The sequence below is a fragment of the Bradyrhizobium yuanmingense genome, from assembly GCF_900094575.1.
Classification (GTDB): Bacteria; Pseudomonadota; Alphaproteobacteria; order Rhizobiales; family Xanthobacteraceae; genus Bradyrhizobium; species Bradyrhizobium yuanmingense.
In genome coordinates this window covers 83,666-103,809 of the sequence record NZ_FMAE01000006.1, presented here as the reverse complement: position 1 = coordinate 103,809, position 20,144 = coordinate 83,666, and the positions used below count along the sequence as shown (strand labels likewise).

The following is a 20,144-nucleotide window of genomic DNA, read 5'->3' as shown; positions in this document are numbered from 1 at the left end:
AAAGCTTTCCGAGATGACCCTGACCTTCGAAGATTTCCCGCCTGGCCGGTTCGGAACGTTCGGCCCGCGCCACGTCACCCGCGACGAGATATTGGCCTTTGCCGCCGAGTTCGATCCGCAGCCGATGCACCTCGACGAGGCGGCAGCAGCTGAGAGCATGCTGCGCGGCCTGTCCGGTTCGGGCTGGCACCTGTGCTCGCTGATGATGCGGATGATGGCCGACGGCTTCATCACGCGCGCCGCGTCACTGGGATCTCCCGGCGTCGACGAGGTGCGCTGGCTGTCGCCACTGCGGCCCGGCGACGATCTCACGCTCGACGTCGATGTCCTGGAGGCGCGGGCCTCGAAGAGCCGACCTGAGCTCGGCATTGTCAAGTTCAAATGCACCGCGCGCAATGCGGCGGGGCAGGCGCTCGCCGAGATGACCTCGCCGATCCTGATCAAGCGGCGCGAGGGAGCGGCCTGATGCGGTTCTTCGAAGACATCGCGATCGGTCAGCGCCGCGAGATCGGCGCCTATACGTTCACGGCGGAAAAGATCAAGACCTTCGCCGCCAAGTTCGATCCGCAACGCTTTCACCTCGACGAGGAGGAGGGCAAGAACTCGCTGTTCGGCGGGCTCGCGGCCTCGGGCTGGCATGTCGGCTCGGCCTGCATGAGCCTGCTTGTCGCCGACGGCCAGCGCCTGGCACGCGAGGCCGCCTCGCGCGGCGAGGAGGTCGCGGTGTGGGGCCCGTCGCCGGGCTTTCGCGACCTGCGCTGGATCAGGCCGGTGCTCGCCGGCGACACCGTCGCTTACGTCAATGAAGTCATCGACAAGCGCGCCTCCGCCTCCCGTCCCGGCTGGGGCATTTTGACGGCCCGCACCACCGGCACCAACCAGCGCGGCGAGGAGGTCTATTCCATCACCGCCTCCGCCTTCGTGCCGCTGCGCAAGGGCGGTTAGATCTGTTCCAAGATGAACGGGCAAATGAGTGCGCGAGTGTTGCCCGCGCGCTATGGACGCGATTCCGGGTGGCTGCCATAAGCCTGCGCAACATGGTTACGGCGAAGCAGTTTCGCGGAACCAGTCAGTTGCTAACTAATTATGAACCTGTCGCTGTCTATTTGAAACGAATAGGCAGACGACAGGGGACGAGGACCATGGCTGATCGCGGCGCACTCAAATTTGTTGGATTCATCTTCGCGACCGCGACGCTGGCCGTGATGCTGGTCGCGGGCATGGTGGCGAAGGGCTACGCCGATGGCGCCTACACGCTGGAAGCCTCGACGGCGGAAGCGGCCCGGTAAGAATTCGTTAACGATCGCGGCCGGCATCCGGCCGCAGCTCAGCGGCTATAGACGAACGCCAGGATGGCGATCGCAACCGCCAGCAGCCCGACAAAGCGCAGCATGATCGTGCCGAATTGATTCGGCGCGGGCCGCAACGGGATCGGGTCCGTGGTGTCGGGCCGAATGCTTTCCATCTGAAATGTCCCCTGAGCCCGGCCGTAGCACGGGCGCTTGGCGTTGGTCGCCGGGGTGGGCCGGAGGGTTCAATGGTGGCCGTTGGCCGCGCCACATTCTCCGCTGTCATGCCCCGGCTTGTCCGGGGCATCCAGTACGCCGCGGCCTATCGATTCAATCACCGGCGCTGGTGGAATACTGGATCACCCGCCCCTGTGCGCAATTGCGCACAGGCGGGTGATGACACCTGTGTTGGAGAAACGGCTGCGTGACCCACCAACAAATCAAAACCGCCGCGCTCCCTTCCGGAACGCGGCGGCCAATGATGCGTTCGTACCGGCGATCAGCTGTTGCGCAGGCCGTCGGCGGCGCGCTTCCACTGCGCGACGTTGTCGGCGATCATGCGGGTCGATTTCATCGCGGCCTGGCTGAGCTGGGCGTAGCCGGAGATCTCGCGCTGGACGCGCTGGCCTTCGGCGTGGAGCAGGTCGCGCAGGCTCTCGAGCTCGGAGATCAAATTTTCGATCTCGGCGAGGGAGGTGCCGGCGACGCGCTGGATCAGCGAGTTGACGTTGTTGACGGTGGCTTCCGCGCTCGGGTCGAGCGGCGGCGCGTCGGCGGTTGTCGCGGCCGGACGGCGCAGATAGGCGATGTCGTTGCGGACGAAGTCGCGGATGCCGGCTTCGACCTCGGTCACGGCGGCGAGGTTGGTGTCGACCGTCTCGGTCTCGGTGGCTTCGACCTTTTCAGGACGCATGGCGTTCATCGTTGTTCCCCTGTTCGCGTTGAGCGCAGCGCGAGTCTCCCCCGCACGACGACGTCTGTGAGGCAGGCCGTATCAGGGCGTCCGATTTTGACCGCAAATGGGCCGAGATGCGGCAAGGCCGGACCATTCGGGGGTTTTGCCGTGGCGTATGGTTAGGGAAGGGTGAATGCTGCCGCGGTGATGGCCTTCTCCCCGCAGGCGGGGAGAGGCGCCGGCCTCACCAGCTCTTCTTGAAGCCCGCCGTCACGCTCTTGTTCAGCGTGCCTTGCGAGGTTTCACCGACCGAGCCTGATACGGTGACGTTGTCGAACAGCTTCTGCTCGGCGCCGAGCTTGCGCAGCCATTTGTCGTCGGTGGTCGACAGCGTCTGGCCGGCAACGATGCTGGTGCCGGTGTCGGTCACGGTGACCTTGGCGCTCTGGTCGGTCTCGTAATTGCGCGTGACGTGGCCGCCGATGCCGGGGACCGCACTGGTGCCCTGCTGGTTGACGCTGTAGCCGTTCTGCAGCGTCAGCGAGGTGTCGCCCGACAGCGGCATCGATTTGGTCAGCGACGCCCCGATCTTGCTGTGCTCGGCGCCGGGATCGACCCTGGCTTCCACCGCGGTCTTGTCCCAGATCGCGCCCGCGCCCGGCGCGGTTGCCGTCGCCCAGGCGCTGCCCGAGGATTGCGGCAGGTTGCCGCCGTTGGTGGCCTTCTGCGCCAGCAGCTCGGACATCGTCCTGGGCTCGCTCGCCAGCGTCATGTCGGCGCCGACTCGGGTATCCCAGAACGAGGACACCGATTGCTTCACGGTCACCGCCGAGGAGCCGTTGGCATTGGGATTCGACGACCAGTCGAGGCCTTCCCTGGCGGCGGCCTGCGCGCGCTTCTTGGCGGCCATCGGGTCGATGCCGGTCCCGGCATCGACCGCGATCTGGCTCCAGTCGAGCTTGTCGACGTCGATGCCCTTCATGATGTCGGGATCATTGACGTCGGGGGCTTCGGCCGCCTCGGCCTCGTCGTCGGATGCGGGTGAGGAGAAGGGCGGAATGATCTGTGCCTGTAACGTCAGCACCGAGCTCAAGATGAATGCGGCCGCCAGCAACGGCAGCCTGGTCCAGCCAAACCCTGTCGAGAATTCCATCGTCCTGCCCGCGAACCCCAGCGCATGCTGTCCGCCCCACTATAGCGGTTGCAATGACCATGCGCCATTCCGGCGCTGAAAGTGCCGGTTTATCGTTGCGGAATTGTGGCGGTTCGCAAGGGAAGGCGAACCAACGGGCCGCGCGAAAGGCGCGCGCCCGATGACAGGTTCGTGATGCGACGGCATCCGGCGGGGCTGGAGGCCAGGACGTCGCGATCGCCTCGTCATCGGTCCCGAACAGCGGGGCCCGTTGGCGTCCCCCCTGAAGCGCGATGATCATCACCGCGCTTCAGGTTGTTGTTTGCGCATGATCTTCTCGGAAAACCGCTTCGCACTTTGCGCTAACGCGGCCCTTCAGGTCCGGATCATTCGTTAGCCGACGCTGGTCATCTTCGGCAGATGAATGGCGCGGCCGAGTGCCTGCTCGACCAGGTCGAAGGTGTCGATCAGCACCCGCATGCTGATCAGCTTGCCGGCCCTGAACTGGGCGAACTGCGCCACGCGCAGGCTGATCGGCTTGTTGGAATCCAGCGCCGTAAGCGAATAGCGCACCATCGAGGCGGCGGAATCCACGCCCAGCATGATGCTCTCGCGGTCGAAGCGGCGGACCTGGAAATTGTCGGCGAGCTGGCGGATGACGTCGAGCACGGCATCCTTGCCCTGGCGCGCGCCGAGGAACGGAAACATGTCGATCGGGCCGTAGAGCGCCCACTCGACGTCCTCGTCGATCAGGGCCTCGATATCCCTAAAATCCCGGTCGTTGATCGCGCGGTGCAACGCACGCGAGAAACGCCAGAGGCTGTGCTCTGTCATTTGGGGCAGTCCTGAAGCTGGCTTTACGGAAAAAAAAACGGCAAACAACCCCATGCGCACCAAGGCGCCAGGGCTCAACTCATTTGTATACGAACAAATTAGCAGATTTCGGCCAAAACGCAATTCACGTTTTCGCAATGCACACTTGAACGGGTTTTGTGAGATTTACAATACAACCCCGTAATTGTCCGGGTCCCGGCGCTCAGTCCGCCCCGGCAATCAGCGGCCCGATCTCCCGTTCCAGCACCTGCTGCACCAGGTCGTAGGAATCGATGATCTCGCGCATCTCCGCCACCAGTCCGCCGCGAAACGTGTAGAACACCGCCATGTCGAACTGCACGATGCGGTCGTTGCTGCGCTTCTTGAAAAAAGCGTGCATGTAGGTCGCGACGGCCTCGCCCTCGGCGACGATATGCGGCGTCTTGTAACGAACCTCCGAATAGCGCGACCAGACCGTCTGCCACAGCTCGCGCAGCTCCTGCTTGCCCTGGCGCGGCACCAGATGTGGCAGCACGTCAATCGGGGCGTGGGTGAGGAAATAGACGTCGTCGGTGCAGCTGGCCAGCGCCGTCTCGATATCGCCGCGCGCGAAGGCATCGAGCAGGTGCACGACGCGTTGGCGATTCAGCTGCTCCACCGTCATTGCCATCCGCCCTCCTTGGTCTTGTGCCTTTTGCAAGCCTAGCGCGTGGTCTCACGCCGGCGCAATCCGCAAGATCACAGGGATGTTTGCAGAGGTTTTGACGTGCGAGCGCAATGCCCGGTTCATGGGGTTCGCGGCGTCTTCGGCTGCTTGGTGTGCAAGCCCGCGTGGACGAACCCGCAAAGCCGCGCGCCGGGAACATAGGCGGCCCGCTCTCGTGCGCCGAAGCTTGGGTGAACGTGGAGGGGAGAGACGCAGCCGGCATCGCCGGCCCGCGTGATCCATCTCACGTCGCGCCTGTCCAGACGCCGCTACCGTCATCCCCAAGTCATCAGGGAGACGTGCCATGGCCACCATCGCCGCCACGAGAAAGTCCCGCCTGCATAACGCGCTCGAAGGCCTCGCGCTGACCGCGACCCTACAGAGTTTCCCGACCTTCGCCACATCGGCCTTCCTGCTCAAGCTCTGCGGCGACCACGACCTCGTCGGCGATCCCGGCGTCGCCATCTTCGTCGCCTTCGCCTCGTTCACCCACGCCCTGATCGCCGTGACCCTCGGCCCGAGCTTCCCGCACCTGTTCAAGACCGTCTACGAGCCGAAATTCTTCGAGGCCCATCTGTCGCTCTCCGACAAAATCACGGCCTGGCGCACCCAGCCCGTCGCCTCGCTGCAACTGGTGACGATCGTGCTGCTGCTGTCGGTGATGGCCGTGGTGGCGGCGAGCGTGGGGTGAGGGGGTAACCACGAACGTCGCCGATAAACCTACGCGTCTACCTCTTCTTCCACCCACCCCTTCGCCCCGGTGCCCCGCCCGTCGACTTCGGCGCGGGCCCGAACTCCGGTCCCGACTGCCGCGAATCCGTCGGCTGGATGATCCTGCTGGTGCTGCCGAACGGCTTTGACGGCAGCGCGCGGCTCTCGCGATAGGGCAACGACTCCGGGCCGTGCATCTCGTCGAGATGCGGCTTGTGCACGCGGGAGCCCTTAGCCCCGCCGGCCTTGAGCGCGGTTGCGGCACTCTTGTTCTTCATGGCGCTGACCGGGAGGTTGGCGGCATCGCCGTATTTCTTCGCTCCTGCATAGGCGCCCGCCTTGGTCGCGACGGTGCGCTGCTTGGCGGTGGGGTCGTCGACCACGGCGAGCTCGGTCGCGCGCAGGCGCTTGACCTCGTCGCGCAGGCGGGCGGCTTCCTCGAAGTTCAGATCGGCGGCGGCCTCGCGCATCCTCGTTTCGAGATCGGCGAGCACGGCTTCGAAATTATGGCCGATCGAGATGACGTCGTCGGTCATGTCGTGACCGCCGACCTCGACCAGCACGTGGTCGCGCTCGTAGACCGAGTTGAGGATGTCGCCGATCTGCTTCTTCACGCTCTCCGGCGTGATGCCGTTGGCGTTGTTGTACTCGACCTGCTTCTCGCGGCGGCGGTTGGTCTCGGCGATGGCGCGCTCCATCGATCCCGTCATCTGGTCGGCATAGAGGATCACCTTGCCGTCGACGTTGCGCGCGGCACGGCCGATAGTCTGGATCAGCGAGGTCTCGCTGCGCAGAAAACCTTCCTTGTCGGCGTCGAGAATGGCGACCAGGGCGCATTCGGGGATGTCGAGACCTTCGCGCAAGAGGTTGATGCCGACCAGCGCGTCGAAGGCACCGAGACGCAAGTCGCGGATGATCTCGATGCGCTCGATCGTGTCGATGTCCGAGTGCATGTAGCGGACGCGAATGCCCTGCTCGTGCAGATATTCGGTGAGGTCCTCCGCCATGCGCTTTGTGAGGACCGTGATCAGTGAGCGATAGCCCGCCTGCGCGGTGGCGCGCACTTCGCCGACGAGATCGTCGACCTGCGTGCGGGCGGGGCGAATATCAACGGGAGGATCAATCAGCCCGGTGGGGCGAATGACCTGCTCGACGAACACGCCGCCGCTCTCGTTCAGCTCCCAGCTGCCCGGCGTCGCCGACACCGCGACAGTCTGCGGCCGCATCATGTCCCATTCCTCGAAGCGGAGCGGGCGGTTGTCCATGCAGGAGGGCAGGCGGAAGCCGTATTCGGCCAGTGTCGCCTTGCGGCGGAAGTCGCCGCGGAACATGGCGCCGATCTGCGGGATGGTGACGTGGCTTTCGTCGGCGAAGATCAGCGCGTTGTCGGGCACGTATTCGAACAGCGTCGGCGGCGGCTCGCCGGGGCGGCGGCCGGTGAGGTAGCGCGAATAGTTCTCGATGCCGGCGCAGCTGCCCGTCGCCTCCATCATTTCGAGGTCGAAGGTGGTGCGCTGCTCTAGCCGCTGCGCTTCCAGCAGGCGGCCCTGGTTGTTGAGCTGGTCGAGCCGCTGCTTCAATTCGAACTTGATCGACTTGATCGCCTGCACCAAGGTCGGGCGCGGCGTCACATAATGCGAATTGGCGTACATCTTGATGAATTCGAGCTCGTCCTGCTTGTGGCCGGTGAGCGGATCGAACTCCTCGATGGTCTCGATGGTGTCGCCGAACAGGTTCACGCGCCAGGCGCGGTCTTCATAGTGAGCCGGAAAGATGTCGATGACGTCGCCGCGCACGCGAAACGTGCCGCGGGTGAAATCGGCCTGGGTACGCTTGTACTGCAGCGCGACGAGGTCGGCGATCAGCTGGCGCTGGTCGATGCGCTCGCCCTTCTTCAGCGCGAAGGTCATCGCGGTGTAGGTCTCGACCGAGCCGATACCGTAGATGCAGGACACCGACGCGACGATGATGACGTCGTCGCGTTCGAGCAGCGCGCGCGTCGCCGAGTGTCGCATGCGGTCGATCTGCTCGTTGATCGAGGAATCCTTTTCGATGTACGTGTCCGTGCGGGGCACATACGCTTCCGGCTGGTAGTAGTCGTAATAGCTGACGAAATACTCGACCGCGTTGTCCGGAAAAAAGTTCTTGAACTCGCCATAGAGCTGGGCGGCCAGCGTCTTGTTCGGCGCCAGGATCAGGGCCGGGCGCTGCGTCGCCTCGATCACCTTGGCCATGGTGTAGGTCTTGCCGGAGCCGGTGACGCCCAGCAGCACCTGCGAACGGTCGTTGCGGTTGATGCCCTCGACCAGCTCGGCGATTGCGGTCGGCTGGTCGCCCTTCGGCTCGTAGGACGACTTGATCTCGAAGCGGACACCGCCTTCGGACTTCTCCGGGCGCGGCGGCCGGTGCGGCGTCCACACCTTCATGGAGCCGTCGCCCTTGCGGAATTCCGGCCGGCCCTCGCGGATCAGCGATTCCAGCGCATCCGCGGTGGCCTTGACGCCCAGTGCCTCCATCTTGGAACGCGGCGGACGCGCCAGCGCTTCGGCATCGTCCTCCTCGGTGGGCAGGCCGAGCTGCCGCGCCAGTTCCGGATCGAGCGTCGGGATGGTGGCCGCAGTTCCGTAATTGGCCTGCGGCGCCTCCTCCAGCCCGGCAAGCTCGCCGGACTGACGGGCGCCCGGCGGCTGCGGATTGGGCCGCAGCGGCATCGGCCGCGCCGCATCTTGCGGAAACTCCTTCGGCGTCGAAGCCCGCGCGCGATGCGCGGCGGCCTCGCCCCCGGCGCGGCGGTCGCGCGAATTATCCGGCGGCGGCTGCAGGCCGGTGCCCGAGCCAAGTCCGGCATCGCCGCGATTGATCGCGGGATTCAGCAGTTCAGCCAGCGCCGGCCCGATCGGCTGCACGTCGGGGCGATGCGCCTTCGAGTTCGGAGCCTTGGTCTTGGGGGATTTGCTGGATTTTTCGGAGGATGCAGGTTTCTTCGCCATCAGGCGAATATGGGACGAGTCCGCCCCGCAATAAAGGGTGAATGCCCCTGGCGATGCAGGCTGCTGACAGCAGGTTGGCAGCAGCCCTGCGGTTCACGCCGCCGGCAGCGGCCCCTCGTCGTCTCCGGCGGTGACATTCGGCTCGAGGATGTCGAGATGAATGCCGCCGCAGTCGGTGCAGCGCATGGCCCAGTACTCGCATCCGGCACGGCCGCCGATCACGCGGAGCACCGAGAGAGCGCCGTCGCATTCCGGGCAGTTGGACAGCACTGCGCGGGCGTAAATCCGCGGCTGCACTGCATCGGTTTCGATGATGGACATGACCGGTTCCCCCCTTTTTTCGCCGCCCTGTCTCTGGTCGGCCTCCGGACCGCCTATTCGTCCTCGCCGGCCCGCCGCCGGAAACGATCGATGTGGTGCTTGGCATCGGCAATCGCGGCATCGCGATCGGGCCAGGCGAAGCCGACTTCCATGGCCGGAAACAGCACGCCGTCGATGGCCACCGGGCTGAGATCGGCCCGGCGGATCCGCGCGTGCCACAGCCCCTTGCCAGCTTCGAAGGATTCGATGTCAAAGCCGTCGTAGAGGGTCGTCATGAGTGTAGGTCCCACGTTTCTTTTCGGAGGGTCACGAGACCACGTCTGCGGAATTTGGGATGTGAAGCCGTTCACAAGCAGGCGGCTTTTTTGCCCGCCGGGCTTCAGTTCCGCGCTGCGGCGCGGCCGATCCGCCGTGGACGGGCGGCAGGTTCCGATGCCGCCCGCATGATCCAGCGGCGGAAGGCGGCAAAGTCGCGCTGCTCGGTCTGGAAGCTGCGATAGAGCAGATACCAGCGCATGCCCTTGGGCACCGAGAGGTCGAACGGCGCCACCAGCCGGCCGGCCGCGAGATCGTCGTCGATATAGGGGCGGATGCCCATCGCGATGCCGAGCCCGTCGGCCGCGGCCTGCAGCGCCTGGCCGTAGAACTGGAACTCGGGCCCGCGCGCGTTGATCCTCGCTGTCCCCGCCGCCTTCAGCCAGATCGGCCAGTCCTCGGGTGAGTGCGCGACGCGGATCAGGCTCGGTCCCTTCAGGTCGGCCGGGCGTTTCAATCCGCCGGCAAGGCGCGGCACGCAGACGGGGGTGAGATCACCGGCGAACAGCGGCTCGGCGACGAGGCCGGGCCAGTCGCCGGTGCCGAGCTTGATGCCGCAGTTCCAGTCCTCGCCGAACGGCACCGCGGCGCCGCCGGTGGTGAAGCGCACCTCGATGTCGGGCTCCTCGCTGCGAAACTCCGACAGGCGCGGGATCAGCCAGCGCATCGCAAAGGTGTGGCCGACGCCGATGGTGAGCACGCGCACGCTGGCGGGCGCCGTCACCTGCGCCGTGAGGCTCGCCAGCGCATCGAAGATCGGGGTCAGCCCGCTCTGATAGGCGCGGCCCGCCTGCGTCAGCACGAGCCTGTTGGCCTTACGCTCGAACAATGCGACGCCGAGCCGCTCTTCGAGCAGGTGCACCATGCGGCTAACGGCGGCCGCCGATACGCTCAGCTCCAGCCCGGCCGCAGCAAAGCTGCCGGTCCGCGCCGCCGCCTCGAACGCCTTGATGCCGTTGAGAAACAGCAGCCGCCGCAAATGACCCACCCTCAGGAAAGCTGATGCCAGGGCAAGATATCTCAGTTTGCGGAAGAGGCGCAAGCGAGGCACAACAACGAGTGTAATTCCAAGTTGTGTTCCAGGCGGCCACCGCGATCTTCGCCTCTCCCCGCTTGCGGGGAGAGGCCGGAATTTGCGCTAGCAAATTCCGGGTGAGGGGGACTCTCCGCGAGTCTCACTCTCACCGTCCCCGCGGAGACTCCCCCTCACCCCACCCTCTCCCCGCAAGCGGGGCGAGGGAGTGAGACAGCGTGCCTCCCTGACTGTCCGTGCCATCACCGGAGAATTCCTCGTGACGCCCATCATGATCGCTGCCCTCGGATTGCTGATGGTGGCCACCGCGTTCCTGTCGGGGCTGTTCGGCATGGCGGGCGGGCTGATCCTGATCGGCGTGCTGCTGGCCCTGATGCCGCTGCCGACCGCCATGGTGCTGCATGCGATCACGCAGATGGCCTCGAACGGCTGGCGCGCGTTCCTGTGGCGGGCGCATATCCGCTGGCGGCCGGTTGCGAACTATATGGTCGGCGCGGCCGTGGCGCTCGCGGCGTGGTCGCTGACCCGCTACGTGCCGGACAAGCCGGTCGCGCTGCTGCTGCTCGGCATCACCCCGTTCATGGCGCGGCTTTTGCCGGCGAACATCAAGCCGGACCCTGATAGCCTCTGGCAGGGCACGGTCTACGGCACGATCTGCATGGGCCTGATGCTGATGACCGGCGTCTCCGGCCCGCTGCTCGACACCTTCTTCCTCGGCGGCGATTTCGGCCGGCGCGAGAAGGTGGCGACCAAAGCGATGTGCCAGGTCGTCAGCCATTTCACCAAGCTGATCTATTTCGGCGGCATCATCGACCAGGCCGCGGGCCTCGATCCCGTGCTCGCTGCCGTCGCCATCGCAGCCTCGATGCTCGGCACCACGCTGGCGCGGCGCATCCTCGAAGCCATGACCGACCAGCAGTTCATCGCCTGGTCCAACAAGCTGATCACCACCATCGCCTGCTACTACATCGTCCACGGCGGCTGGCTGTTGCTGCGTGCGCCGGTTCTGGCCGCCTTCGACAAGGGAGGTTTGCAATGAGCTGTAACGCCGATCCGCTGGTGCTGGACTTCGTCGAATGGGTCGCGCGCGAGCCGCGCGCCTATGCCGAGGTGATCGCGACCTGGAAGACCTCGTGCCCGCGCCTCACCATCTGGGAGGACGCCGCCGAGCGCGGCTATGTCGCGCGCGAGACGATTGCCGGTCTCGGGCTGGTGATCGCGGTGACGGAAGGCGGCGAGAGGCTGTTGCGCGGGAACGGGCGGTGACGCGCACACCTCTCTCCACATCGTCATTGCGAGCGCAAGCGAAGCAATCCAGAATGTCACCGCGGCGGCAGCCTGGATTGCTTCGCTGCGCTCGCAATGACGGAGCACTGCTCAATGTCGCTCAAACTCTACGAACTCGTCGGCACCGATCCCGCGCGCCCCTTCAGCCCGTATTGCTGGCGCACGCGGATGGCACTGGCGCACAAGGGCCTTGCGGCGGAATCGCTGCCCTGGCGCTTCACCGAGAAGAGCGCGATCGCGCCGCACGGCTCGGAGAAGGTCCCGGTGCTGCTGCATCACGAGAGGGCGGTGGTGGATTCCTGGACCATCGCGAACTATCTCGAGGACACTTTTCCGGATCGCCCGTCGCTGTTCGGCGGCGAGGGCGGCCGCGCGATGGCGCGCATGATCAATGCGTGGGGCGACATCGCCATCGTCGGCGGCATCTTTCCGCTCATCATCGCCGACATCCCGAACAATCTGAATGAGGTCGATGCCGCCTATTTCCGCAAGTCGCGCGAGGCGCGCTTCGGCGGCAAGACGCTCGAGGAGATCATGGCGGGCCGCGATGCCGGCGTCGTCGCGTTCCGCAAATCGCTCGAGATCATGCGGCAGACGTTCAAGACGCAGCCTTTTCTCGGCGGGCAGGCACCGAACTACGCCGACTACATCGTGTTCGGCGGATTCCAATGGGCGCGCGTGGTCAGCCCGTTCAAGCTGCTCGAAGCGGATGATCCAGTCTATGCCTGGCGCGAGAGGCTGCTGGATGCGTTCGACCGCATGGCGCGGAAGTCGCCGGGACATGAGGTGTAAACTTCGTAGCCCGGATGGAGCGCAGCGAAATCCGGGGCCGGTGCTAGCGGAACGATTCCCGGATTACGCTTGCGCTCCATCCGGGCTACGCGCCGCCGCTTTCCGCAAGCACTCCCGGCACAGGCAGTCCTCGCCCTCGAGCGGCATCGGCAGTTTTGCCGTCTCCTCCGCGCACCAGCAAGTCCCTGAGAGATCGCAGCCGAATTCGCTGCCGCAACGGGAACAGGTGAGACGGCGCGCAAGTGCCGGCGCTGACGGGATTTCTTTCGGATTTGTCATGTTTTACGTCGAAGCTTCGCCGTCATTTTCATGGCGGGTTCATCTGCCGCTGCAGTATATTACGCGCCGACCGCGTCGAAAGGAAAGCATCTCGCAGCGCGCGAAGGACAGATCATCGATGGCCCGCGATTCGCAAGCCGCTCTCGTCGCGCTCAACCGCTTCGGCTTCGGCGCCCGCGGCGGTGCATCGGGCGATCTCGTCAACGCAAGCTCCGACCCGCGCGGCTTCGTGAAGGCGGAGCTTTCGCGTGCCAATGGCGTGCTGCTGGAAGCGCCGGGCCTGCAATCGACGCCGCAGCTCGGGCAGGCCGTGTTTGCCTATCAGGACCAGGTCAAGCAGGCGCGTGAGGCGGCGAAGGCCGCTGCGCCCGCCGAGACGCCGCCCGCCGATCAGAACGTGCCCTTGCGCCGCAATCTCTCGCTGAATGCAGCGGCAGAGATCACCGGCCAAATGGCCGATGCAAAGCCCGCCGAGAACACCGTTCGGCCCGAGGCCATGCAGCCGAACGTCGCGCCGCCTGCTGCCAAGCCAGCGCCGCAGCCGCTCAATGTCATCCAGAAAACCTTTCGCGCCGAGGCACTGGCGCGGCTGCAGCGCGCCACGCTCGTCGAGTGCGGTTTCACCGAGCGCCTCGTCGCGTTCTGGTCCAATCATTTCTGCATCTCTGCCAGTAAGGGCGAGCTGGCGCGGATCTGGGCCGGCGCGTTCGAGCGCGAGGCGATCCGGCCGCACGTGCTCGGGCGCTTCGCCGACATGCTGAGGGCGGTCGAGCAGCACCCGGCGATGCTGTTCTTCCTCGACAACCAGCAATCGCTTGGACCTGACTCGCGCGCCGGGCAAAACCGCAAGCGCGGGCTGAACGAAAATCTCGCGCGCGAGATCCTGGAGCTGCATACGCTCGGCGTCGGCGGCGGCTACACCCAAGGCGACGTCACCTCGCTCGCGCGCATCATCACCGGCTGGACCTTTGCCGGCAGGCAAGGGCAGCTCGGGGTTCCCGGCTCCTTTGTCTTCAACACCAATGCGCATCAGCCCGGGCCGCAGGTGCTGCTCGGCAAGACCTACGATCAGGCCGGCCTCGCACAGGGCGAAGTTGCGCTCGCCGATCTCGCGCGGCATCCCTCGACCGCGAGTTTCATCCCCACCAAATTCGTCCGTCACTTCGTCGCGGACGAGCCGCCGCCGGCGCTCGTTGCGCGCCTGCGCGACGTCTTCGTCAAGACCGACGGCGATCTCAAGGCGCTGGCGACGGCGCTGGTTGATTCCGAGGAAGCATGGAAGGCGCCGCTCACCAAGCTGCGCTCACCATACGATTTCCTGGTCGCGAGCGGCCGGCTGCTGGCGCGCGTGCCGGAGGATCCCGGCGCCTATCTCAACAACCTCAATCTGCTCGGCCAGCCGCTGTGGTCGCCGCCGGGCCCCAACGGCTTTCCCGACAGCAATGCCGCCTGGGGCGCGCCTGAAGGCATCAAGCTCAGGCTCGACATCGCGGCGCAGATCGGCGCGCGGCTCGGCAACAACATCGATCCGCTCGACCTGCTGCAGTTCGCCGCCGCCGGTGCCGCCTCGGCCGAGACGCGGCGGACCATCGAGCGCGCGGAGTCGCGGCAGCAGGCGCTGGCGCTGCTGCTGATGTCGCCGGAAATGCAGAGGAGATGATGATGACCGACTGCGTCGAGAACCGGCTCCTCACCTCCCGCCGCGGTCTCCTGCTCGGCGGCGCGTCCTTTGCAGCCTGGGCCTACCTGCCGAAATTCGCCCGCGCGGCCGACGGGCGCGATCCGCGATTGATCGTGGTGATCCTGCGCGGGGCGCTGGACGGGCTCTCGACCGTCGCGCCGCTGGGCGATCCCGATTATGCCGGCCTGCATGGATCGATCGCGCTCAGCGCCGACGGTGCCCATCCCGCGATCATGATCGACTCGTTCTTCGCGTTGCATCCGGCAATGCCGGAGTTTGCGCGCATGTATCGCGACAAGCACGCGGCGGTGATCCACGCGGTGGCGACGCCCTATCGCGACCGCTCGCATTTCGACGGCCAGGACGTGCTCGAAAGCGGCTATGCCGGCCCTGGCCGCGTGCAGTCCGGCTGGCTCAATCGCGCACTGGAAGCGCTGCCGCGCGGCGAGCGCGTGTCGAGCGGGCTTGCGGTCGGTCCTACCACGCCGCTGGTGCTGCGCGGCAATGCGCTGACCGTCGGCTGGGCGCCGGTCGCGCTGCCGCAGGCCGACGACGACACGGCCATGCGCCTCGTCGAGCTCTACCGTCATCGCGATCCCGCTTTGGCCTCCGCGCTGTCGCAAGGCCTCCAGCTCGACAAGGTCGCGAGCGGCGACGACATGAAAGCGACGCGCGGCAATGCGGTCGCGCAGATGCGCCAGGTCGCGCGCGGCGCCGCAAAGCTGATGGCGGCTGATGATGGCCCGCGCATCGCCGCGCTCGCCTTCGACGGCTGGGACACGCATGCCAATGAGGGCGGCCCTGTGGGGCGTCTCGCCTTCCTGCTCGGCGGCCTCGACGGCGCACTCGCCGAATTCGAAAGCGGCTTAAAGGATCGCTGGCGCGACACCGTCGTGGTTGTCGCCACCGAGTTCGGCCGCACCGCGCGCATCAACGGCACCGAGGGGACCGATCACGGCACGGCTACGGTCGCCTTGCTCGCCGGCGGCGCGGTGCAAGGCGGCCGGGTGATCGCGGACTGGCCCGGCCTCAAGCTCGCGAACCTGTATGAGGGCCGTGACCTCAAGCCGACCACGGATCTGCGCTCGGTGATCAAAGGCGTGCTGCAAGATCAGTTCGGCCTGTCCGATCGCACGCTGGCCGAGACGGTGTTCCCCGACAGCGCAAGCGCAAGGCCGATGAAGGGGCTTGTGGTCTGACTTAACCTCTCCCCGCCCTTCTGCGGGGAGAGGTCGGATTGCTCAGGCGCGTGCGCCTGAGCAATCCGGGTGAGGGGCAGCGCATTCTGTTGCCACGAATCAAATCCTTCCGACACGCAAACGATTGCGATTGAGCGCACCGAATCTACAATCCACACTGAACTCGCGGAGACAGCCCCTCACCCCACCCCTCTCCCTGTAAGAACGGGGCGAGGGAGCGTGAGAACAGTGCGTCAATCACGAGTGAGGGGCAGGGAAATGCGTGGCCACAACGAAAAATCCATCCGACTCGCAAGACGCTTGCGCGCTGATCAAACAGATGCCGAGACGGTCCTCTGGAATCGCATTCGCAATCGGAGGGTCGATGGGCACAAATTCGTCAGGCAAGAACCGATCATCGGCTACATCTGCGATTTCGTATGTCGCGAGAAGCGGATCGTCATCGAGGTCGACGGCGGGCAGCACAATGAATCCGCAACGTATGCAATGCGAGACGAGCGCTTAAGGGAGAAGGGCTACAAGGTACTGCGTTTCTGGAACAACGATGTCCTTAACACCGAAGGAGTTCTCCTCGTGATTCAGGCTGAACTCGCGATGGCGGGAGGCGGGACTTAACCTCTCCCCGCCCTTCTGCGGGGAGAGGTCGGATTGCTCAGGCGCGTGCGCCTGAGCAATTCGGGTGAGGGGCACGGCACACTATTCCCGAGAGGGGAGTCCATCCGATTCCCACATTGACCGTGCGTGCATCGCGCACATCGCCTACAATCGAGACCGAACTCGCGGAGGCAGCCCCTCACCCCACCCTCTCCCCGTAAGAACGGGGAGAGGGAGCGAGAGAGCACCGCATCCTGACGATCGCGCCCACAGGAGACACCACCCCATGTACATCGCCATGAATCGCTTCCGCGTCGCCAAGGGCTCCGAGGCTGCCTTCGAGCAGGTCTGGCTCACGCGCGACACCCATCTCGACAAGGTGCCTGGCTTCATCGAGTTTCACCTGCTGCGCGGGCCGGAAGCCGAGGACCACACGCTGTACGCCTCGCACACTGTGTGGGCGAATTATGCGGCGTTTGAGGCCTGGACCAAGTCGGAAGCGTTTCGCGCCGCGCATCATAAGGCCGGCGACAACAAGCCGCTTTATCTCGGCCATCCCCAGTTCGAAGGTTTCGAGGTGATGCAGACCGTGGGGCGCGGCGCCAAGTAACGCTGCCAAGTAACGCTGCCAGCAAAAAAATGCGGCCCCTGTCAGACGCGGCGACTGACGGGGACCGCTTGGGGCGCATGATCGGTGACGGGGGGCCTGACCAGACGCAGGGGCAGCCTAGCCTTGCTGTGTTACGCGCGGGTGACAGGTGGAGTTATCCACAGGCTCCCGGCACGCCTCAGAAGATCTTGCGATAGACGATGAAGCCGGAGCGCTCCGCGACCTTGTCGTACAGGCGCTGCGCCGTGAGATTGGTCTCGTGCGTCTGCCAGTAGACGCGCGGCGATCCCGCCAGCTTCGCCCGCTCGTAGACGCCATGGATCAGCGCCGAGCCGACGCCCTTGCCGCGCGCGGCCTCTGATGTGAACAGGTCCTGCAAATAGCAGGACGGCTCGATCGCGGTGGTGCTGCGATGGAACAGATAATGCGTCAGCCCGAGCAGGCGGCCGTTGTCCTCGGCGACCAGCGCATGCATCGGCTCATAAGCATCGAAGAAGCGCTGCCACGTCATCGCAGTGATCTCGGGCGCGAGCGCGGTCGGACCGGAGCGGCCGTAAAAGGCGTTGTAGCCGTCCCACAGCGGCAGCCATTGATCGTAATCCTGCCTGGTGACGGCGCGAATGATGAGCGACATGTGAATTTCCGCGATCTCGGAGGTGCGCGATGAAGGGATGTCCTTCATACGTGATGATCGTATTGCCGATCAATCGCACACTCGCCTCACTCCGCAACGCGCAAGTACTGGATCAGCTTGCGGCCGGTCGGATCGCGCAGCGAGCGGTAGTAGTCGGCGCGCGCCGGCGCATCGGTGTGGCGCACGAGGTCGGTCACGGGCGTGTAGCTCAGCATCCGCCCGCCGTCCGGCAGTGCGGCGCAGACGAAGCGCAGCACCTCGCCGTTGCGCAGCGCGACGTTGATCGGCGTGGCATCGCCGACCCGCACCATCTCCATGCGCTGCGCGATGAAAGTGCCGAGCTCGTCCTCGGGCAGCGCGAACGCGCCGGTGTCGCGGCCGTGATACATCAGCGCGATGAAGGGTGGCTTCGCCTCGGCGACCTCGTCCGGCACCGCAAAATAGTCGCGGAACGCGCGGTTGATGAATTCGGCCCGGGTCTCGGCATCGAGCAGCACGATGCCGATATCGACCTTGTCGAGCGCGGCCGACAGCCGCGCGGCAATGGCGTGGCTGCGGCGCTCGGCCGCGAAACTGCCGAGCAGCCGCTCGCGCATCAGCCCGGTGATGCCGGCGGTTCCGAAAACGGTGACGGCCAGGAGGCCGAGCGGCGCCAGATCGGCGGTGCCATGGCCGGAGACGCCGTGGCGGTTGAGGAAGAACAGCGCCGCGCCGATCACCGCGACAATCGCGGTCGTCACGGCGGAGGCGAGACCTGCGAGCGCGCCGGCGAGAGCCACGATGGCGACGAACAGCGGGGCGGGCGAGGGCGCGGGGACGAAGCGATCGAGCAGCATCGCCAGCAGCAGGGTCGCTGCCGTCAGCGCCGGACCGGAGATCGCACGCCATCCGAACCGCATGGACCTGTCTCGCTCCTCCCGAAAGAGGTAAGGCCGCAACACTGGCTGATTGTTGCGTGACTGCGATGCGATTTCGTGCGGCGTGCTTAAGGCGCGGTTGCGTGCAAGCGTAAGGCTTTCGGATGATTTTAAAGCATGATCCGGAAAAGTGTGAAGCGGTTTTCCGAAAAGATCATGCTCAAACAATAACCTAAAGCGCGATGACGATTCATCCTAATCGCATCGCGCTTTAGACCATGTGCGCGCGCTGCTGCAGCGTCGGCGCATGCAGCGTCGACGTGCCCGTGCCCTTGCGCGTGCCGACGATGATCAGCAGCGAGGCCGCGACCAGGATGGCCGCAGTCAGGGTGATTGCAACGACTACCACAGGTGATTTCATCGACGTCCTGTCGCGATGCCGGTCGGCGCGGGCCGCACGGCGCCCTGAAGGCTGGTCCAGGATGAAACGGGAATCAGACCGGCAGGCCCATCGCCATGGTCGCCTTGGTCGACAACACCGTCAGGGTGACGATCAGGCACAGCGAAAGCGCGGCGACGGCGAGCGAAGCCGCGACCGCATGGGTGAGCCGGGAAGACGCGACGGTAGCGGATGGGCTCTGAAACCCCGCTGTGCCGGACGCCCGCATCATGGTCTAAATCCTTCAACACGCGAGCGAATCACCCGCGACTTTCCAGAATTTCCCAGTTTCAACCGGCAACATTGCGGCGACGACCGCGCCGAAAGTGGCGGGATTGCGGCAAAGGCGGCCCTTATGCCCGCTATTCGCCGGAGCGGACGCGCCGTCAGGCGCTCGCGGCGATGCTGGCGGGGTCGTCGATGTCGGCCGGGCGCCAGTCCATGGTCACGAAGCCGGGCGCGGCTTCGACGCGTTTGAGCCAGTCCCGGATCGCCGGGAAGGCCTGGAGGTCGAAGTCGCAGCGGTCGGCGAGGTGGGTGTAGCCGTACAGCGCGATGTCGGCGACCGTGAGCTGGCGCGCGGCGAAATAGGAATTGGTCTTGAGGTGATTCTCCATCACCTGGAGCGCGCCATAGCCGCGCTCCATCCAGTCCTCCAGCGAATGGGTCTGCAGGTCGCGGCCGCCCTTGACCAGCGACAGCCAGAAATAGGCCGCGCCGATGTTCGGCTCGAGCGCGTGCTGCTCGAAGAACATCCATTGCAGCGCCTCGGCGCGGTCTATGCGGTTTTCCGGCGCGAGCGGCGTGCCGACGGCAACGTACCAGAGGATGGCGTTGGACTCGGCGAGGTAGCGGTCCTCGCCGACCTCGAGCAGCGGCACCTGCCCCGACGGGTTCTTGGACAGGAAATCCGGCGTGCGGCTCTCGCCGCGCAGAATGTCCACCTCCACCGCTTCGTAAGGCAGGTTGAGCAGCGCCAGCGCAAGGCGGACCTTGTAGCTGTTGCCCGAGCGTTGCATCGAATAGAGCTTGTACATTCTGGCGTTCGAAATCCGAGGACGAGAAGACGCGGCGCCCGTTGCCCCGCGAGGCGGTTAAACAATGATGCCGATGCGAATCCGCCGCAAGTGCCGGCCGATAGAAAAACTCGAAAACCCTACCGCACTGCAATGGAGGGGAAGATCATTTTCGCGACGATGCAGTTCAGTTCACATGTACGTCAATCTGCGGACACATCGCTCTACGTAGGCTACCGCATAGACGATCGAGATTAGGACGCCAGTGTTTCCGCATCGTCATGGCCGGGCTTGACCCGGCCATCCACGTCTCACTTGCCGCACGAAGAACGTGGATGCCCGGGACAAGCCCGGGCATGACGACGAGCGGTTTCCTGGAGACGTGCACCATCCAGAATTGCTCCGAGGACAGGCCTTGTCGGATATGAGCAATTCCGGAGGCAAAAGTTACGGAATATTGCGGGAAACCGCGCCTCGCAGCGCTCCAAATCGTAAACTTTTCCGGGATCTGGCCGAAGTTTCTTGCGGCCCAGCGGCACACGTTTTAGGGT

General features: G+C 65.4%; 26 protein-coding genes. 11 read left to right on the top strand and 15 right to left on the bottom strand.

The annotated features are described in order from the left end of the window. Positions 1-13 precede the first annotated feature (13 nt). From GA0061099_RS21795 to GA0061099_RS41295, 3 genes are all read left to right on the top strand, one after another. On the top strand, positions 14-466 hold the full coding sequence (locus GA0061099_RS21795) for a MaoC family dehydratase (RefSeq protein ID WP_036027191.1): 453 nt from the start codon (positions 14-16) through the stop codon (positions 464-466). Beyond that, complete coding sequence (locus tag GA0061099_RS21790; RefSeq protein WP_036027193.1) at positions 466-945, top strand: MaoC family dehydratase; 480 nt, start codon at positions 466-468, stop codon at positions 943-945. The genes GA0061099_RS21795 and GA0061099_RS21790 overlap by 1 nt, the downstream gene beginning before the upstream one ends. A gap of 197 nt (positions 946-1,142) precedes the next feature. Next, entirely contained in the window at positions 1,143-1,289 is a 147-nt protein-coding gene (locus tag GA0061099_RS41295; RefSeq protein ID WP_036009412.1) for a hypothetical protein, read from the top strand. Between the two features lie 38 nt (positions 1,290-1,327). On the opposite strand, the gene GA0061099_RS41290 is transcribed toward GA0061099_RS41295, so the two are convergent. From GA0061099_RS41290 to GA0061099_RS21770, 5 genes are all read right to left on the bottom strand, one after another. After that, entirely contained in the window at positions 1,328-1,465 is a 138-nt protein-coding gene (locus GA0061099_RS41290) for a hypothetical protein (protein WP_007614812.1), read from the bottom strand. Positions 1,466-1,788: 323 nt separating this feature from the next. Beyond that, positions 1,789-2,211, bottom strand: a complete 423-nt coding sequence (locus GA0061099_RS21785) for a hypothetical protein (RefSeq protein WP_036027195.1) — start codon at positions 2,209-2,211, stop codon at positions 1,789-1,791. Between the two features lie 217 nt (positions 2,212-2,428). Continuing rightward, positions 2,429-3,337: a hypothetical protein gene (locus tag GA0061099_RS21780; RefSeq protein WP_050996010.1), complete on the bottom strand. Its 909-nt coding sequence runs from the start codon at positions 3,335-3,337 to the stop codon at positions 2,429-2,431. A gap of 372 nt (positions 3,338-3,709) precedes the next feature. Then, complete coding sequence (locus GA0061099_RS21775) at positions 3,710-4,150, bottom strand: nuclear transport factor 2 family protein (protein ID WP_036009417.1); 441 nt, start codon at positions 4,148-4,150, stop codon at positions 3,710-3,712. A gap of 202 nt (positions 4,151-4,352) precedes the next feature. Further along, positions 4,353-4,793 (bottom strand): nuclear transport factor 2 family protein, encoded by a 441-nt coding sequence (locus GA0061099_RS21770; RefSeq protein WP_036027203.1) that lies wholly within the window; start codon positions 4,791-4,793, stop codon positions 4,353-4,355. Positions 4,794-5,139: 346 nt separating this feature from the next. Here GA0061099_RS21770 and GA0061099_RS21765 point away from each other — a divergent pair, with 346 nt between their 5' ends. Further along, positions 5,140-5,526 (top strand): hypothetical protein, encoded by a 387-nt coding sequence (locus GA0061099_RS21765; protein ID WP_036027197.1) that lies wholly within the window; start codon positions 5,140-5,142, stop codon positions 5,524-5,526. Positions 5,527-5,563: 37 nt separating this feature from the next. Here GA0061099_RS21765 and uvrB read toward each other — a convergent pair whose 3' ends face one another. The 4 genes from uvrB to GA0061099_RS21745 all read right to left on the bottom strand — a co-directional run bounded on the left by uvrB (position 5,564) and on the right by GA0061099_RS21745 (position 10,151). Next, positions 5,564-8,536 carry an excinuclease ABC subunit UvrB gene (gene uvrB, locus GA0061099_RS21760; RefSeq protein ID WP_074448040.1) on the bottom strand — a complete coding sequence of 991 codons (2,973 nt, stop codon included), beginning with the start codon at positions 8,534-8,536 and terminating at the stop codon, positions 5,564-5,566. Between the two features lie 93 nt (positions 8,537-8,629). Then, the gene (locus GA0061099_RS21755) at positions 8,630-8,857 is read right to left on the bottom strand and encodes a hypothetical protein (RefSeq protein ID WP_036027199.1); all 228 of its coding nucleotides are present in this window, start codon (positions 8,855-8,857) and stop codon (positions 8,630-8,632) included. Between the two features lie 53 nt (positions 8,858-8,910). Beyond that, a complete protein-coding gene (locus GA0061099_RS21750) occupies positions 8,911-9,132 on the bottom strand; it encodes a hypothetical protein (RefSeq protein ID WP_036027200.1) in 222 nt (73 codons plus the stop codon). 104 nt (positions 9,133-9,236) lie between these two features. Continuing rightward, complete coding sequence (locus GA0061099_RS21745) at positions 9,237-10,151, bottom strand: LysR substrate-binding domain-containing protein (protein ID WP_074448039.1); 915 nt, start codon at positions 10,149-10,151, stop codon at positions 9,237-9,239. A 313-nt stretch (positions 10,152-10,464) separates the two neighbouring features. On the opposite strand from GA0061099_RS21745, the gene GA0061099_RS21740 reads away from it, so the two are divergent. The 3 genes from GA0061099_RS21740 to GA0061099_RS21730 all read left to right on the top strand — a co-directional run bounded on the left by GA0061099_RS21740 (position 10,465) and on the right by GA0061099_RS21730 (position 12,284). Next, a complete protein-coding gene (locus tag GA0061099_RS21740; protein WP_036027212.1) occupies positions 10,465-11,244 on the top strand; it encodes a sulfite exporter TauE/SafE family protein in 780 nt (259 codons plus the stop codon). Next, positions 11,241-11,471, top strand: a complete 231-nt coding sequence (locus tag GA0061099_RS21735) for a hypothetical protein (RefSeq protein WP_036027215.1) — start codon at positions 11,241-11,243, stop codon at positions 11,469-11,471. The genes GA0061099_RS21740 and GA0061099_RS21735 overlap by 4 nt, the downstream gene beginning before the upstream one ends. Positions 11,472-11,585: 114 nt before the next feature. Next, positions 11,586-12,284, top strand: a complete 699-nt coding sequence (locus tag GA0061099_RS21730) for a glutathione S-transferase family protein (RefSeq protein ID WP_036027216.1) — start codon at positions 11,586-11,588, stop codon at positions 12,282-12,284. Positions 12,285-12,347: 63 nt separating this feature from the next. On the opposite strand, the gene GA0061099_RS42135 is transcribed toward GA0061099_RS21730, so the two are convergent. Next, positions 12,348-12,563, bottom strand: a complete 216-nt coding sequence (locus GA0061099_RS42135) for a cysteine-rich CWC family protein (protein ID WP_036009451.1) — start codon at positions 12,561-12,563, stop codon at positions 12,348-12,350. A gap of 118 nt (positions 12,564-12,681) precedes the next feature. Here GA0061099_RS42135 and GA0061099_RS21720 point away from each other — a divergent pair, with 118 nt between their 5' ends. From GA0061099_RS21720 to hmuQ, 4 genes are all read left to right on the top strand, one after another. Next, positions 12,682-14,223, top strand: a complete 1,542-nt coding sequence (locus GA0061099_RS21720; RefSeq protein WP_036027218.1) for a DUF1800 domain-containing protein — start codon at positions 12,682-12,684, stop codon at positions 14,221-14,223. A gap of 2 nt (positions 14,224-14,225) precedes the next feature. Then, positions 14,226-15,443: a DUF1501 domain-containing protein gene (locus tag GA0061099_RS21715; RefSeq protein WP_036027220.1), complete on the top strand. Its 1,218-nt coding sequence runs from the start codon at positions 14,226-14,228 to the stop codon at positions 15,441-15,443. 258 nt (positions 15,444-15,701) lie between these two features. Next, the gene (locus GA0061099_RS21710; protein ID WP_074448038.1) at positions 15,702-16,058 is read left to right on the top strand and encodes an endonuclease domain-containing protein; all 357 of its coding nucleotides are present in this window, start codon (positions 15,702-15,704) and stop codon (positions 16,056-16,058) included. A 265-nt stretch (positions 16,059-16,323) separates the two neighbouring features. Next, positions 16,324-16,647 carry a heme-degrading protein HmuQ gene (gene hmuQ / locus GA0061099_RS21705; protein WP_036030903.1) on the top strand — a complete coding sequence of 108 codons (324 nt, stop codon included), beginning with the start codon at positions 16,324-16,326 and terminating at the stop codon, positions 16,645-16,647. A 178-nt stretch (positions 16,648-16,825) separates the two neighbouring features. Here hmuQ and GA0061099_RS21700 read toward each other — a convergent pair whose 3' ends face one another. From GA0061099_RS21700 to GA0061099_RS21690, 5 genes are all read right to left on the bottom strand, one after another. Continuing rightward, entirely contained in the window at positions 16,826-17,281 is a 456-nt protein-coding gene (locus tag GA0061099_RS21700; protein WP_036030968.1) for a GNAT family N-acetyltransferase, read from the bottom strand. Positions 17,282-17,367: 86 nt separating this feature from the next. Continuing rightward, positions 17,368-18,180: a PAS-domain containing protein gene (locus GA0061099_RS21695; RefSeq protein ID WP_036030906.1), complete on the bottom strand. Its 813-nt coding sequence runs from the start codon at positions 18,178-18,180 to the stop codon at positions 17,368-17,370. A gap of 229 nt (positions 18,181-18,409) precedes the next feature. After that, the gene (locus GA0061099_RS40175; protein WP_036009463.1) at positions 18,410-18,559 is read right to left on the bottom strand and encodes a hypothetical protein; all 150 of its coding nucleotides are present in this window, start codon (positions 18,557-18,559) and stop codon (positions 18,410-18,412) included. Between the two features lie 73 nt (positions 18,560-18,632). Then, positions 18,633-18,809, bottom strand: coding sequence for a hypothetical protein (locus GA0061099_RS41285; protein WP_162832045.1), 177 nt, complete (start codon positions 18,807-18,809; stop codon positions 18,633-18,635). Between the two features lie 154 nt (positions 18,810-18,963). Further along, positions 18,964-19,614 (bottom strand): glutathione S-transferase family protein, encoded by a 651-nt coding sequence (locus GA0061099_RS21690; protein ID WP_025032208.1) that lies wholly within the window; start codon positions 19,612-19,614, stop codon positions 18,964-18,966. Positions 19,615-20,144 lie beyond the last annotated feature (530 nt).

What these genes read in the sequence shown, in the direction of transcription:
- GA0061099_RS21795 (WP_036027191.1), top strand. Translation starts at nt 14, where the DNA reads ATGACCCTGACCTTCGAAGATTTCCCGCCTGGCCGGTTCGGAACGTTC.
- GA0061099_RS21790 (WP_036027193.1), top strand. Translation starts at nt 466, where the DNA reads ATGCGGTTCTTCGAAGACATCGCGATCGGTCAGCGCCGCGAGATCGGC.
- GA0061099_RS41295 (WP_036009412.1), top strand. Translation starts at nt 1,143, where the DNA reads ATGGCTGATCGCGGCGCACTCAAATTTGTTGGATTCATCTTCGCGACC.
- GA0061099_RS41290 (WP_007614812.1), bottom strand. Translation starts at nt 1,465, where the DNA reads ATGGAAAGCATTCGGCCCGACACCACGGACCCGATCCCGTTGCGGCCC.
- GA0061099_RS21785 (WP_036027195.1), bottom strand. Translation starts at nt 2,211, where the DNA reads ATGAACGCCATGCGTCCTGAAAAGGTCGAAGCCACCGAGACCGAGACG.
- GA0061099_RS21780 (WP_050996010.1), bottom strand. Translation starts at nt 3,337, where the DNA reads ATGGAATTCTCGACAGGGTTTGGCTGGACCAGGCTGCCGTTGCTGGCG.
- GA0061099_RS21775 (WP_036009417.1), bottom strand. Translation starts at nt 4,150, where the DNA reads ATGACAGAGCACAGCCTCTGGCGTTTCTCGCGTGCGTTGCACCGCGCG.
- GA0061099_RS21770 (WP_036027203.1), bottom strand. Translation starts at nt 4,793, where the DNA reads ATGACGGTGGAGCAGCTGAATCGCCAACGCGTCGTGCACCTGCTCGAT.
- GA0061099_RS21765 (WP_036027197.1), top strand. Translation starts at nt 5,140, where the DNA reads ATGGCCACCATCGCCGCCACGAGAAAGTCCCGCCTGCATAACGCGCTC.
- uvrB (WP_074448040.1), bottom strand. Translation starts at nt 8,536, where the DNA reads ATGGCGAAGAAACCTGCATCCTCCGAAAAATCCAGCAAATCCCCCAAG.
- GA0061099_RS21755 (WP_036027199.1), bottom strand. Translation starts at nt 8,857, where the DNA reads ATGTCCATCATCGAAACCGATGCAGTGCAGCCGCGGATTTACGCCCGC.
- GA0061099_RS21750 (WP_036027200.1), bottom strand. Translation starts at nt 9,132, where the DNA reads ATGACGACCCTCTACGACGGCTTTGACATCGAATCCTTCGAAGCTGGC.
- GA0061099_RS21735 (WP_036027215.1), top strand. Translation starts at nt 11,241, where the DNA reads ATGAGCTGTAACGCCGATCCGCTGGTGCTGGACTTCGTCGAATGGGTC.
- GA0061099_RS21730 (WP_036027216.1), top strand. Translation starts at nt 11,586, where the DNA reads ATGTCGCTCAAACTCTACGAACTCGTCGGCACCGATCCCGCGCGCCCC.
- GA0061099_RS42135 (WP_036009451.1), bottom strand. Translation starts at nt 12,563, where the DNA reads ATGACAAATCCGAAAGAAATCCCGTCAGCGCCGGCACTTGCGCGCCGT.
- GA0061099_RS21720 (WP_036027218.1), top strand. Translation starts at nt 12,682, where the DNA reads ATGGCCCGCGATTCGCAAGCCGCTCTCGTCGCGCTCAACCGCTTCGGC.
- GA0061099_RS21715 (WP_036027220.1), top strand. Translation starts at nt 14,226, where the DNA reads ATGACCGACTGCGTCGAGAACCGGCTCCTCACCTCCCGCCGCGGTCTC.
- GA0061099_RS21710 (WP_074448038.1), top strand. Translation starts at nt 15,702, where the DNA reads ATGCGTGGCCACAACGAAAAATCCATCCGACTCGCAAGACGCTTGCGC.
- hmuQ (WP_036030903.1), top strand. Translation starts at nt 16,324, where the DNA reads ATGTACATCGCCATGAATCGCTTCCGCGTCGCCAAGGGCTCCGAGGCT.
- GA0061099_RS21700 (WP_036030968.1), bottom strand. Translation starts at nt 17,281, where the DNA reads ATGTCGCTCATCATTCGCGCCGTCACCAGGCAGGATTACGATCAATGG.
- GA0061099_RS21695 (WP_036030906.1), bottom strand. Translation starts at nt 18,180, where the DNA reads ATGCGGTTCGGATGGCGTGCGATCTCCGGTCCGGCGCTGACGGCAGCG.
- GA0061099_RS40175 (WP_036009463.1), bottom strand. Translation starts at nt 18,559, where the DNA reads ATGAAATCACCTGTGGTAGTCGTTGCAATCACCCTGACTGCGGCCATC.
- GA0061099_RS41285 (WP_162832045.1), bottom strand. Translation starts at nt 18,809, where the DNA reads ATGATGCGGGCGTCCGGCACAGCGGGGTTTCAGAGCCCATCCGCTACC.
- GA0061099_RS21690 (WP_025032208.1), bottom strand. Translation starts at nt 19,614, where the DNA reads ATGTACAAGCTCTATTCGATGCAACGCTCGGGCAACAGCTACAAGGTC.